Raw genomic sequence first — 12810 nt, 5'->3', positions numbered from 1 at the left:
CAGAAATTGGCTAAGCAGTTGTAGCCCACGAACATCCCGGAATACCCCCCGTACAGTTTGTACGCACCCGCAGTTTTTCAGCAAATATAACGACCATGTCTACTACAAAACGCGCAATTCGCAACATCGCCATTATCGCCCACGTTGACCACGGCAAAACCACCCTCGTGGATCAGCTGCTGCGCCAGTCCGGCACCTTCCGTGAAAACCAAGCGGTCGATACTCGCATCATGGACTCGAACGACCTCGAAAAGGAACGCGGCATTACGATTCTGTCGAAGAACTGCGCGGTTGAGTACGAAGGCACCCACATCAACATCGTCGACACCCCAGGCCACGCCGACTTCGGCGGCGAAGTGGAACGTGTTCTGTCGATGGTCGACTCCGTTCTGCTGCTGATCGATGCGCAGGAAGGCCCGATGCCACAGACCCGCTTCGTGACCCGCAAGGCACTGGCGCTGGGCCTGAAGCCTATCGTCGTCGTCAACAAGGTCGACCGTCCGGGCGCACGTCCTGAGTGGGCGATCAACCAGACCTTCGAACTGTTCGACAAACTGGGCGCGAACGATGAGCAGCTGGACTTCCCTATCGTCTACGCGTCGGGCCTGAACGGCTACGCCGGCCTGACCGAAGATGTCCGCTCGGGCGACATGAAGCCGCTGTTCGACGCCATCCTGGAACACGTTCCAGTGCGCGACGACAATCCGGAAGGCCCGCTGCAGATGCAAATCACGTCGCTGGACTACTCGTCCTACGTCGGCAAGATCGGCATTGGCCGCGTCAACCGCGGTACCGTCAAGGTCGGCCAGGACGTCCTGGTCATCAACGGCCCAGGCGCCACCCCGATCAAGGGCCGCATCAACCAGGTGCTGAACTTCAAGGGCCTGGAGCGCGTGCTGGTCGACGAAGCCGTCGCCGGCGACATCTGCCTGATCAACGGTATCGATGAAATCGGTATCGGTTCGACGCTGTGCGCGCTGGACACCCCGGAACCGCTGCCGATGCTGACCGTCGACGAGCCGACGCTGACCATGAACTTCATGGTCAACAACTCGCCACTGGCCGGCCGCGAAGGCAAGTTCGTGACCTCGCGCCAGCTGCGCGACCGTCTGGACAAGGAACTGAAAGCCAACGTCGCGCTGCGCGTTGCACCAACCGACGACGACACGATCTTCGAAGTATCGGGTCGCGGCGAGCTGCACCTGACCATCCTGATCGAAAACATGCGTCGCGAAGGTTTCGAGATGGCCGTGTCGCGTCCACGCGTAGTGTTCAAAATGGTCGATGGCGTGCGCCATGAGCCGTTCGAGCAACTGTCGGTCGACGTTGAAGAAGCCAACCAGGGCGGCGTCATGGAAGAACTGGGCCGTCGTCGTGGCGACCTGCAAAACATGGAATCGGACGGCAAAGGCCGTGTGCGTCTGGAATACCGTATTCCTGCGCGCGGCCTGATCGGCTTCCAGGGCGAGTTCATGACCCTGACCCGTGGTACCGGCTTGATGAGCCACGTGTTCGACGCGTACGCTCCGGTCGACAACACCAAGGGCGAACTGGGCGGCCGTCGCAACGGCGTGCTGATCTCGCAGGACGACGGCGCCGCCGTGGCCTACGCGATCTGGAAACTGCAGGATCGCGGCCGTATGTTCGTGGTCCACAACGACCCGGTGTACGAAGGCATGATCATCGGTATCCACTCGCGCGACAACGATCTGGTCGTCAACCCGATCAAGGGCAAGCAGCTGACCAACGTGCGTTCGTCGGGTACCGACGAAGCGGTGCGCCTGGTGCCGCCGGTTCAAATGTCGCTGGAATACGCGGTTGAATTCATCGACGATGACGAACTGGTGGAAATCACCCCGAAATCGATCCGTCTGCGCAAGCGCTTCCTGAAAGAGCACGAGCGTAAAAAAGCATCGCGCGAATCCTGATCGGTTTCGCCGCACGATAAAAAACCCCGACCTCCACGGAGCGCCGGGGTTTTTTTTTGCGGCAACGGATTCAATTGCCTTTTTACCAGTGCTGGAGTAATTTGACGCATGGCAGCATAAATCAGTATTGAGGAGCATCAAGGTGAGTGACGAAAAGTTGAATCCGTGGTCCGGTTGGCCGACCAATCCTTTCTCCCTCGCGCAGCAGGCGACCGACTATTGGGTCGATGCCTGCCAGCGCAGCGTGTTGTTCATGGATGTGCTGCGCCAGCGCGGCGACGAGCGCAACCTGCGTACCGAAGAGACCGCGCCGCACGTGCTCAGTTTTGCCTTCAAAGTCATCATGGACGGCCGCGACCTCGCGCGCCCGGTCAACTACGGCCTGTGCTACATCGCTCCGCCGGACGGCGTGACCCCCGACCCCACCAAGCGTCCATTCATCGTGTTCGATCCGCGCGCCGGCCACGGGCCAGGCATCGCCGGCATGAAACAGGATAGCGAGATCGGCGTCGTGCTCAAGGCCGGCCATCCGTGCTACTTCGTCGGCTTCCTGCCCAAGCCGGTGCCGGGCCAGACCATCGAAGACGTCTGCCGGGCCGAGGCGAAATTCATCGCCCATGTGGCCGAACTGCATCCGCAGGCCGACGGCAAGCCTGCGCTGATCGGCAATTGCCAGGCCGGTTGGCAAATCATGATGACGGCCGCGCTGCAGCCGGACCTGGTCGGTCCGCTGGTGCTGGCCGGGGCGCCGCTGTCGTATTGGGCCGGCGTGCGCGGAAAGAACCCGATGCGCTACCTGGGCGGCGCGCTCGGCGGGACGTGGACGACGTCGCTGGCGGGCGACCTGGGCAACGGCATTTTCGACGGCGCGCAGCTGGTCGAGAATTTCGAGAAAATGAACCCGGCGAACACGATGTGGGGCAAGAACTACAACGTGTATTCGAAGATCGACACCGAGGCGGCGCGCTTCCTGGAATTCGAACGCTGGTGGGGCAACCCGGTGCTGCTCAACGCCGGCGAAATGCAATACATCGCCGACTCGCTATTCGTCGGCAACAAGCTGAGCGCGGCCGAGCTGCTCGACAGCGAAGGCCACCGCATCGACCTGCGCAACATCAAGTCGCCGATCGTGGTGTTCTGCTCGTGGGGCGACGACATCACGCCGCCGCAGCAAGCGCTCGGCTGGGTGCTGGATTTGTACGAGGACGACGATGCGCTGGTCGCCGGCGGACAGACCATCATCTACACGATGCACCAGAGCATAGGTCACCTGGGCATCTTCGTTTCGGCCTCCGTGGCCAACAAGGAGCACGAGGAATTCACGGCCGCGATGGATATGATCGACATCATGCCGCCCGGCTTGTACGAGGCGGTGTTCCTCGACAAGGACGAGGAAATGCTGCAGGCCGAGATCGCCGCAGGCGACATGATGGGCGGCGACTTCGTCATGCGTTTCGAGCGGCGCGGCCTGGATACGCTGCGCGCGCTCGGCGGCAACGACGCCGAGGACGAGCGCCGTTTCGCGACCGTGGCGCGGGTGTCGGAAATCAACCAGGGCCTGTACCGCCAGTTCGTCAGCCCGATCGTTAAAAGCATGGTGACGGAAGAGAGCGCCGAACGGCTGCGCGAATCGCACCCGCTGCGCTTGCGCTATACCGCGTTCTCCAGCAAAAACAAGCTGCTCGACGGCATCCCGGCGCTGGCCGAGAAGGTACGCGCGCAGCGCCGTCCGGTCGATAAGAGCAACGTCTTCCTGCAGATGCAGGAGCACATGTCGAAGCAGATTGTCGCCACGCTGGATGCCTATCGCGATGCCCGCGACGAGGCGACGGAGAAGTTCTTCCTCAGCGTGTACGGCTCGCCGGTGTTGCAGGCGCTGGTGGGCTTGCGATCCGACGCCGGCGCGCCGCGTCGCATCGGCCGCGATTTGGCGCACGAGGCGGCGTTGAACGCGTTCCGCGCGGCGGCCGCTACCAAGACCGCCGAGGGCGGGGTGACGGAGGCGATTATCCGCGGCTTGCTCTACATCTATCGCAGTCCGGAGATGAGCGCCGCCGACGAGCGCGCGTTTGCGACGATACGCCAGCTGCGCTTGCGCACCTCGGACGACGAGGAGTTGAGCGTGACGCAGTTCAAGACCATCGTGCGCGACCAGTATCTGATGTTGCAGGTCGATGAAGAGGCGGCGATGCGCGACCTGCCGCTGCTGTTGCCGGAGGAGCCGGAAGCACGCGCGGCGGCTCTGGGCATCGTGCGGCAGGTGGCGGGCGCGACCGGTACCCTGGTCGGCGACGGCGCGGTGCGGCTCGAGCGCGTGGCCGAGATGTTCGGTCCGCATGCGCCGAAGCTGGCGGTGGTGCGCAAGAAGAAAAAGGAAGCGTGAGGGGAGGGCGGCGCCGATGAACGCAGCCCGATGAGACACGAAGAGACACGTAGGGCGGATTAGGCGGAACGCCGTAATCCGCCAATGCATGCGCCCCCGCGACGCACACATTGGCGGATTACGCTACGCTAATCCGCCCTACGTATTTGCGAGGTCCTTCCGCATGAACACACTCATTGGGTCCTCCGGATAATCGCCGAACGCACCGCAGCGCTGGAACCCATGCCGCTCATACAGCCCCATCGCCTCCGGCTGCGACGGCCCGGTCTCCAGCACCATCTGCGCGCAACCGGCTTCCACCGCCGCCGCTTCCAGCAAGCTCAGCAAGCCCCGCCCAGTGCCTTTGCCGCGCCCGGCGGGGTCCACATACAACCGCTTGATCTCGCCAAACTCCGGCGACAGTACGATCGCGCAGCAACCGACGATCTTGCCGGCGGCATCGCCTTCGCGCGCCACGGCAAATTTCACATGCGGCGCCATCAACGACGGCAAATCCAGCGCATAGACGAGCTCCGGCGGATAAAGCGACAGCTGATACGCATCGAGATCGGCGATCAGGGAAATGACTTCAGGCTGGTTCGGGGTTTCAAAGGCAATATGCATCATGGATGATCGGTCATTTTGTTGGACGGTAAATCCAGTATAATGGATGGCATGGATATAAACAAATTAATTGCAGGCCGCGTGCTGGCCTTGCGCGAAGCGCGCCAATTGTCGTTGACGGCTTTGGCGGAACTGAGCGGCGTCAGTCGTTCCAACATTTCGTTGATCGAAAGAGGCGAGAGCAGCGCCACCGCCACCGTGCTCGACAAGCTGGCCGGCGCGCTCGGCGTGACGTTGGCCTCGCTGTTCGAAGCCGACGAAAGCTCTGCCGCGCCGTCGCCGCTGCGCCGCGCGGCTGATCAGCAGGTATGGACCGACCCGGCCTCCGGCTACGTGCGGCGGCACTTGTCGCCGGCGGCGCGTTCGCCGCTGCAACTGGTCGAGGTGGTGTTCCCGCCCGGCCAGCGCGTTGTCTATGAGCGCATGGCGCGGGCGTCCGACATCCACCATCAGATGTGGATGCTCGAAGGCGTCATGGATATCTCGTGCGGCGACCAACAGTGGCGTCTGGAAGCCGGCGATTGCGTGGCGATGCGCGAAGATCAGCAGATTGTCTACGCCAATCCCGCCAGCGCCCCGGCGCGCTACCTGGTCGGTCTGGTTACCTTGCCGTTCGCTCCAGCGGAGCGGTCCGATGGCCCGCTGCGGGGTTTGGCGATATAATGACGACCCTCATACGTATCCCGTAGCAACCGCCATGACCATCATCGACCAGCCAACCACCGATACAGCCGCAGCGCCTGGCATCAAGCCGAGCCGCCGCCTGTCGGTCGCGCCGATGATGGACTGGACCGATCGCCACTGCCGCGTGTTCCACCGCCACATCAGCCGCCACACGTGGTTGTACACGGAGATGGTCACCACCGGCGCGCTGGTCTACGGCGACGTCGAGCGCCACCTGCGCTTCAACGACGAAGAGCACCCGGTCGCGCTGCAACTGGGCGGCAGCGACCCGACCGACCTGGCCACCAGCGCCAAACTGGGCGAAAAATGGGGCTACGACGAGATCAACCTGAACTGCGGTTGCCCGTCCGAGCGCGTGCAGAAGGGCGCTTTCGGCGCCTGCCTGATGGCCGAGCCGCAACTGGTGGCCGACTGCGTCAAGGCCATGCGCGACGCCGTCAGCATCGACGTCACCGTCAAGCACCGGATCGGCATCGACCAGACCGAAAGCTACGATTTCGTCCGCGATTTCGTCGGCACCGTTGCCGACGCCGGCTGCAAAACCTTCATCGTCCACGCCCGCAACGCCATCCTCAAGGGCTTGTCGCCGAAGGAAAACCGCGAGGTGCCGCCGCTGAAATACGATTACGCCTACCGCCTCAAGCGCGATTTTCCCGACTTCGAAATCATCATCAACGGCGGCATCAAGACCGAGGCCGAGATTGACGAGCACCTGCAACATCTGGACGGCGTCATGCTTGGCCGCGAGGCGTATCACAACCCGTTTGTGATGGCCACGTTCGACCAGCGCTACTATGGCGACGCCAACGCCGTCGTCAAGTCGCGCGAGCAGGTGATCGAGGCGATGATTCCCTACATCCGTGCCCAGCTGGCACTGGGCGAGAAGGGCCTCAAGCTCAACAGCATCACCCGCCACATGCTGGGCCTGATGACCGGCCTGCCTGGCGCCCGCCAGTTCCGCCAAGTGTTGTCCGATTCAAAAAAGCTCGCCGCCGGCGACGCCAATCTCCTCCTCGAAGCGGCCGCCCGGCTGCGTACCGCCGCTTAAGTCTTGCCTATCTGGCATTGATTTTACCAATCTGTTGGTATTTCCACGCAGAAATTCGTCATGCGTAAAATAGTGGCATTTTTTTCTTGCTTTGAGGAAAAATTTGCATCTATAATTCATCAAACACCACACATTTCCAACACCATTCATCGCATATTGCGGCGCAAAAACTACACCCAAGCCTCTGTGTAGCGCTTAATTTTGCATTCGCAGTCATTGTTTGCTAATGTCATGTTTTATTGATTTACGGCAATGAGCGTGCGGATAGTGTTCTCGTAGCAACGAGTCAGTCCAGGGCAAATTCTTATCAACAGTGTCACTTAAGAAGAAGACGAAATGAATTTAGCAAAAATGAAAGTCGGAACGCGCCTGGGCCTCGGATTCGCCCTGGTACTGGTGTTCCTGATCGCCGTGACCACGGTCGGCATCTTCCGCATGGCGCAGATCCAGGATCGCCTGGACCACGTCATCAGCGTCAACAACGTCGTCTCGCGCCTGGTGCTGGACATGCGCACCAACGTCAACGACCGTATCAGCTCGCTGCGCGTGCTGACCCTGATGACCGACCCGGCCGACATGGAACCGGAACTGAACCGCGTCAAGGAACTGGCCGGCAAATACACCGAAGCACAGAACAAGCTGGGCGCGCAATTCGCCATCGAAGCCACCCCTGAAGAGAAGGCCCTGCTGGCCACCATCAAGGAACAGGAAGGCCTGGCCATGCCGGCGATCGCCAAGGCGACCGAGCTGTGGTTGGCAAGCAATGCCGAAGGCGCGACCCGCGTCCTGATCAAGGAAATCCGTCCGGCCCAGAAAAAATGGATGGCCGCGCTCGATCAACTGGCCACGCTGGAAGACAAACTGAACGCCCAGATGCAGGTCGACGCCGCCAACGGCTTCTCCAGCGGCCGCAACTTCATGATCATCATGGGCCTGCTCGCGGTCGGTATCTCGATCGTCGCCGCACTGATGATCACCCGTGGCCTGCTCAAGCAGCTGGGTGGCGAGCCGGACTACACCGCCTCGATCGCCAGCAGCATCGCCAACGGCGACCTGGCCGTGTCCATCGACACCACCGGCAACGACAAGGACAGCCTGCTGTTCGAAATGAAAGAAATGCGCAACAGCCTGGTGGACATCGTCGGCCAGGTCCGTTCGGGCACCGAAACCATCGGCACCGCCTCGCGCGAGATCGCCGCCGGCAATATCGACCTGTCGGCCCGTACCGAAATGCAAGCGAGCTCGCTGGAAAAAACCGCCTCGGCGATGGAAGAGTTGACCTCGACCGTGAAACAGAACGCCGACAACGCCCGGGAAGCCAACCAGCTGGCGTCGGTGGCGTCGGACGTGGCGATCAAGGGCGGCAAAGTGGTGTCGGAAGTGGTCAACACCATGAGCTCGATCGACGCATCGGCCAAGAAGATCGTCGACATCATCGGTGTGATCGACGGTATCGCCTTCCAGACCAACATCCTGGCGCTGAACGCCGCCGTCGAGGCGGCCCGTGCCGGCGAACAGGGCCGCGGCTTCGCCGTGGTGGCGTCGGAAGTGCGCAACCTGGCCCAGCGCTCCGCTGGCGCCGCCAAGGAAATCAAGATGCTGATCGACGACTCGGTCGAGAAGGTCGGCGCCGGCACCAAGCTGGTCGGCCAGGCCGGCGTGACCATGGATGAAGTGGTCGCCTCGGTGCGCCGCGTGACCGACATCATGAGCGAGATCGCCAACGCCAGCCAGGAACAAAGTGCTGGTATCGAACAGGTCAACCTGTCCATCATCGAGATGGACAGCATGACCCAGCAAAATGCCGCGCTGGTGGAAGAGTCCGCCGCCGCAGCACAAAGCTTGCAAGACCAGGCCTCCGAGTTGTCCCGGGTGGTCAGCATCTTCAAGCTGGTGGAAGGCGAGGAGCGCGTTGCCGCTCCGGTATTTACGCCAGCCCCGAAGGCAGTGGTCAAGCCGATCACCGCCGCCCGCGCTCCTGTGAAGAAATTGCCGTCCAAGCCGGCCGCAGCGATCGCCAAACCGAAGAAAGTCGTCAACGGCCCGAGCAGCAGCGCCGCCGACGAGTGGGAAGAGTTTTAAAAGCTTGCCTCGGCCTGCTGTCGCCCTTTGCGACACGTGTGCGGGCCTTGGCGTCTATCTAATCAGTGTCTAAAAATAATTGTTGGGAAATACAAATGAACAAGTTTTCGATCATCGCCGCCGTCGTTCTGTCCGCCGTCTCCGCCGTCACCATCGCCGCCGAAGTGCCGGCCTCGGTCGACGCCAAGAACTGCAAAGCCGAATACCCGAAGGCATCGCTGATGAATGAAGAGCAGGGCGACGTCAAGATGGCGTTCCTGGTTGGCGCCGACGGCAACGTCGTCGAGTCGAAGCTGGAAAAATCGAGCGGTTTCAAGAACCTCGACAAAGCGGCGCTCAAAGCGCTGAGTGGTTGCAAGTTCAAGCCGGGCACCAAGGACGGCGCGGTAGCACAGACCTGGACCAAGGTCGACTATAGCTGGAAGCTGTAACACCTGTCTCAAGTGGCCATGCCGGGGTGGCGTGGCCGATTGCCGAATCCATATACTAGGGGAAATCAGATGTCTACAAATAAGCGTTGGTTGAGTGTGGTTGCAGCAGTGCTCGTGTCGAGCGTTCCAGCGGCGTTCGCCGCCGAAGTGCCGGCCAGTTTCGATGCCAAGAACTGCAAAGCGGAATATCCGAAAGCGTCGTTGATGAATGAAGAGCAGGGCACGGTATCAATGTCCTTCCTGGTCAAGGCTGACGGCTCGGTGTCCGATTCCAAGCTGGACAAGACGAGCGGCTTTAAGAACCTGGACAAGGCCGCCATCAAGGCCCTGAGCGCCTGCAAATTCAAGCCGGGCACCAAGGACGGCGCGCCGGCCGAGACCTGGACCAAGGTCGACTACGCCTGGAAACTGGACTAAGCATAGTCCCGCAGGGCAATACCAGAAGGAGCCGCATTCGGCTCCTTTTTTTTCGCCTGTACTATTACGTGTAACAAGCTGTAATCTGGCTGCGAACGCGCTAAACTTCCTTATATAGTACGATTCTGGAACAAGGAGATTGCCATGAAGATTATCTTTGCCGTTATCGGCGCGATGGTTGCGCTGACCGGGTGCGCAGTGCAGCAGCCGTATTACACCACCGCCCAGGTACAGGATCCCTACCAGTGGCGCACCGTCTCCGTGACGCCGTCGAACCGCGCTCCTGGCAGCGCGCCGACGACCGTCTACACGACCGAGGAGTTGCCGGCGCCGAGCTCGCGCGTGGTCTACGCCGAACCGGTGAGCAGCACCACGTATGTGGTCGCGCCGCCGGTCTATTACGCGCCCGCGCCTGTGTATTACCAGCCGGCCCCGTCGTATTACTACCCGCCGGTCTCCATCGGCCTGGACTTCTCGTTTAGCCGCTTCTCGGGCGGCCATCGTGGCGGCTGGGGACGCGGTGGCTGGGGTCGTGGCGGTTATCGCCGGTGATGGCCGGTCGCTGACCTAGCTGCGGACATAAAAAATCCCGCCATGCCTCGTAAGGCCTGGCGGGATTTTTACATTCGTCCGGGAATCTATGCCGCGCCTAGGCGCCGGCATATCACGACGTTAGCGCAGCACGTAAACCGATGCCTGGCCCAGCGCATTACCCTCTACCAACACATAGGTCGAAGCGCAAGCAAGACTGAGCAGTAATGCGCCGTATGCGAAATGGAGATAGCGTGCCATGACAGACTCCCGGAGGTGGGTGAGGGTTGTTGATGTCTCCAGAATAGTCTTAAGGCCACATTAAGAACATCAGCATAATGTCCGAGGTCGTGTAGGACAACACGCCGTCTCTATCTTTTCGTCAACACTTTATTTAATTTTCCACAGTACCACCGGGCCGGCAGGGGCGGTGTCTGCGGCGTTGGAGGCTTCGAGCCAGCGCTGCAGACTGTCGGGCGTCTTCAGGTGAATGCCCATGCCGTCGATCAGGCCGACCAGATCGAGCATCTTGGCGTCGATCTTGGCTTTGGACACGGTGGGCGCGCCCATGACCATGCGGTCGTAGGCTTTGCGCGCCTTGTTTTCCCATTTGTGCAGGCTGCTGTCCTCGAAGCGGTTGGATTCGAAGTAGACGGTCAGCGAGCCGTCCGGGTTGCCGAAGCCGACAATGCCCGAACCGCTGCGGATGGCCGCGTTGTTGCCGGGGTCGAACATTTCCGATGGGACGAACACGCCGGCGCGGCCGTCGATATCCGGACGGCCAACGGGCGTGTCTTTGCTATAGGTACTAACTTCTGAGAGTGATTTTGGTTCAGACATGGCTGCGCGGTAGATGAGACGTGGATGACGTAATTCGGGGAGCGATGTGGACGCTGATCGGTGCCGAAAGGCAGCCTTATTGTAGCGTCAATCTAGTGCCATCGGGCAATGGCTTGCGAAAATATTCTAACAGTGAGGGATGGCCTCCTCATAACCGCGCGCTTGAACAGCCGAGGAACTAAAACATGCAAAAGGGGGGGCGGTGCGCACCACCTCTCCCCTCAATACAAGTATTACTCTTTGATCATCGTCGCACGAACGGAACCGGCCTTGTTTGCGGGGTTGAAAGCCCACGCGCCAAGATATGTGCCCGCGCGCCAGAGTAGCGTAGCTGATTCGCCATTTTTCAGTGATTTCGTCATCTGAACCGGCTTGCCTGTAGGGCCGTCCATCATTGCAAAGTGCATCGTGGAGTCGCCAGTAGCCTGAACGGTAAACCGGTAGGTCGCCCCGACTTCTGGACGCGCCCATGTTAGCCCGGGCCGGTTGTTCTCGACTGGTCCTCCGCTAACCATTTGGCCCGAGCCGTTTGCCTGTTCGACACTCGACGGGATAGCTGGAAATTCAACTCTTCCTGTTTGTCCGTTATAGGGCGCCGCAGGACCGCCTTGCGTAGCGGCCCAAACACCGCGCATCGACAGCAAGTTCACCTTGTCGCCCAGTTCACCGCTCGTTGGCTGTCCATTTCCGTCGATGTAGCTGGAGGTGGTGGCTATTTTTAGATTTTGGCGAATGCGATCCAACTCGGCGGTTATTCGCGAGACCTCAGCGGCGTCCGCGCCCGTGTAGAGGCTGAACGCTGCGCCGGTCTCGACATAGATCCAGTACGGAACGCAGCCGTTTTCGTCGACTACGCGTGCACCGAAGGTTTTCAAGGTCTCAACCACTTTCTTAAGTTTTGGGTTGACAACTTGAATCTCGTAATCGCTTGGCAGCATGAGCAGCGCGCCTTCCGGGACTTTGCCGGTGTGCTTTACGTTGGAATCCTTGTCTGCATGTGTTGCGGGGTAAACGTAGGCCGGGTTCGGGCTGAGTCCCTTCATGTCGAGCGAGAGCGCAAGCGCGTGCTGGTAGATCTCCTCTCCATCGTCGATCTCATGTTTGCGAATGATCCCAGCCATAGGAGGAACCCCAACCGCCCGGGCACCCTGATAGATGTGTGATGGATCGCCCCATCCACGACCGTTGATTGTCGTCCATGCGTATGCTATCGCTCGCCAGACTCCATTAGTCTTCTTCAGGCCATAAAAGCTGTGGATCACGCCGGTCTCGTGGTCGACGATATCCGCATGGCCGTCACCGCCATACGCAGGTTGCACATCGGCGGGGAAATGCTTGACCTTGACGGACGTAAAAGGAATTGGACCGTCGAGATCTTGTAGCTGGTTAGCCTGCGGGTTTGTGTTACCGATAGGCGGATACACGATTACTTCGGGATCGCCTGGCTTCGACAAAAACACTGGAGGGCCGAGCTCGCTGGTCGGCTCAATTTTCGGCCCGCATGCAGCAGGCAGTTCGGCCGGGATGAGCACAGGATCTACCGGACGGATGTTCCAAGGGGAGTCTGCAGTGAACGGTTTTTCAAACGTGCCAAATGTAACGCTCGTTTGAGCATGCGAGTTAAAGGCAAGGAGAACGGCTATTGCTGAAGCAATCGGTTTTTTCATTTTGATTCCACGTTAATTGGGGAGAAGCCCCCAAAAACTCTACCATTCTTATCATTTTTGAAATCTATTCAATTGTCACAATGTTGCCTGTTTTTCGTCGTTCACTCGCGCGCGCGGGGGATGAGGACACGAAGCGACGTTTGCCGTTCCGGAGCGCTGAGGGCGTCGGTGCGGAGCGGCGTTAAGAAATTGAAAA

Annotated in this window: 11 protein-coding genes; 8 read left to right on the top strand and 3 right to left on the bottom strand. The window is 60.4% G+C overall.

Features of this window, described 5'->3' with window-relative positions:
• Positions 1-95: 95 nt before the first annotated feature.
• Together typA and NHH73_25200 are read left to right on the top strand one after the other, a co-directional pair.
• Positions 96-1928 carry a translational GTPase TypA gene (typA, locus tag NHH73_25205; GenBank protein ID USX25834.1) on the top strand — a complete coding sequence of 611 codons (1833 nt, stop codon included), beginning with the start codon at positions 96-98 and terminating at the stop codon, positions 1926-1928.
• Positions 1929-2070: 142 nt separating this feature from the next.
• On the top strand, positions 2071-4311 hold the full coding sequence (locus NHH73_25200; protein USX25833.1) for a DUF3141 domain-containing protein: 2241 nt from the start codon (positions 2071-2073) through the stop codon (positions 4309-4311).
• Between the two features lie 138 nt (positions 4312-4449).
• Here the strand turns inward: NHH73_25200 and NHH73_25195 are convergent, their stop codons facing one another.
• A complete protein-coding gene (locus NHH73_25195; GenBank protein USX29704.1) occupies positions 4450-4914 on the bottom strand; it encodes a GNAT family N-acetyltransferase in 465 nt (154 codons plus the stop codon).
• Positions 4915-4965: 51 nt separating this feature from the next.
• Between NHH73_25195 and NHH73_25190 the strand changes: the two genes are divergently transcribed.
• The 6 genes from NHH73_25190 (at position 4966) to NHH73_25165 (ending at position 10128) form a co-directional block, all read left to right on the top strand.
• On the top strand, positions 4966-5577 hold the full coding sequence (locus tag NHH73_25190; GenBank protein USX25832.1) for an XRE family transcriptional regulator: 612 nt from the start codon (positions 4966-4968) through the stop codon (positions 5575-5577).
• A 34-nt stretch (positions 5578-5611) separates the two neighbouring features.
• Positions 5612-6646, top strand: a complete 1035-nt coding sequence (dusA, locus tag NHH73_25185; protein ID USX25831.1) for a tRNA dihydrouridine(20/20a) synthase DusA — start codon at positions 5612-5614, stop codon at positions 6644-6646.
• A gap of 336 nt (positions 6647-6982) precedes the next feature.
• Positions 6983-8728 (top strand): methyl-accepting chemotaxis protein, encoded by a 1746-nt coding sequence (locus tag NHH73_25180; GenBank protein ID USX25830.1) that lies wholly within the window; start codon positions 6983-6985, stop codon positions 8726-8728.
• Positions 8729-8823: 95 nt separating this feature from the next.
• Positions 8824-9159 (top strand): energy transducer TonB, encoded by a 336-nt coding sequence (locus tag NHH73_25175; protein USX25829.1) that lies wholly within the window; start codon positions 8824-8826, stop codon positions 9157-9159.
• Positions 9160-9228: 69 nt separating this feature from the next.
• Complete coding sequence (locus NHH73_25170) at positions 9229-9576, top strand: energy transducer TonB (protein USX25828.1); 348 nt, start codon at positions 9229-9231, stop codon at positions 9574-9576.
• 144 nt (positions 9577-9720) lie between these two features.
• A complete protein-coding gene (locus tag NHH73_25165; protein USX25827.1) occupies positions 9721-10128 on the top strand; it encodes a hypothetical protein in 408 nt (135 codons plus the stop codon).
• 369 nt (positions 10129-10497) lie between these two features.
• On the opposite strand, the gene NHH73_25160 is transcribed toward NHH73_25165, so the two are convergent.
• Both NHH73_25160 and NHH73_25155 read right to left on the bottom strand, forming a co-directional pair.
• Positions 10498-10947 (bottom strand): hypothetical protein, encoded by a 450-nt coding sequence (locus NHH73_25160; protein ID USX25826.1) that lies wholly within the window; start codon positions 10945-10947, stop codon positions 10498-10500.
• A 233-nt stretch (positions 10948-11180) separates the two neighbouring features.
• Positions 11181-12614 (bottom strand): Atrophin-1 multi-domain protein, encoded by a 1434-nt coding sequence (locus NHH73_25155; protein ID USX25825.1) that lies wholly within the window; start codon positions 12612-12614, stop codon positions 11181-11183.
• Between the last annotated feature and the right edge of the window lie 196 nt (positions 12615-12810).

The organism is Oxalobacteraceae bacterium OTU3CINTB1, assembly GCA_024123955.1.
Classification (GTDB): Bacteria; Pseudomonadota; Gammaproteobacteria; order Burkholderiales; family Burkholderiaceae_D; genus Rugamonas.
Note: the sequence above shows the minus strand (reverse complement) of the source record. Positions and strands in the feature narration are given on the sequence as shown.

What these genes read in the sequence shown, in the direction of transcription:
- typA (USX25834.1), top strand. Translation starts at nt 96, where the DNA reads ATGTCTACTACAAAACGCGCAATTCGCAACATCGCCATTATCGCCCAC.
- NHH73_25195 (USX29704.1), bottom strand. Translation starts at nt 4,914, where the DNA reads ATGCATATTGCCTTTGAAACCCCGAACCAGCCTGAAGTCATTTCCCTG.
- NHH73_25190 (USX25832.1), top strand. Translation starts at nt 4,966, where the DNA reads ATGGATATAAACAAATTAATTGCAGGCCGCGTGCTGGCCTTGCGCGAA.
- dusA (USX25831.1), top strand. Translation starts at nt 5,612, where the DNA reads ATGACCATCATCGACCAGCCAACCACCGATACAGCCGCAGCGCCTGGC.
- NHH73_25180 (USX25830.1), top strand. Translation starts at nt 6,983, where the DNA reads ATGAATTTAGCAAAAATGAAAGTCGGAACGCGCCTGGGCCTCGGATTC.
- NHH73_25175 (USX25829.1), top strand. Translation starts at nt 8,824, where the DNA reads ATGAACAAGTTTTCGATCATCGCCGCCGTCGTTCTGTCCGCCGTCTCC.
- NHH73_25170 (USX25828.1), top strand. Translation starts at nt 9,229, where the DNA reads ATGTCTACAAATAAGCGTTGGTTGAGTGTGGTTGCAGCAGTGCTCGTG.
- NHH73_25165 (USX25827.1), top strand. Translation starts at nt 9,721, where the DNA reads ATGAAGATTATCTTTGCCGTTATCGGCGCGATGGTTGCGCTGACCGGG.
- NHH73_25160 (USX25826.1), bottom strand. Translation starts at nt 10,947, where the DNA reads ATGTCTGAACCAAAATCACTCTCAGAAGTTAGTACCTATAGCAAAGAC.
- NHH73_25155 (USX25825.1), bottom strand. Translation starts at nt 12,614, where the DNA reads ATGAAAAAACCGATTGCTTCAGCAATAGCCGTTCTCCTTGCCTTTAAC.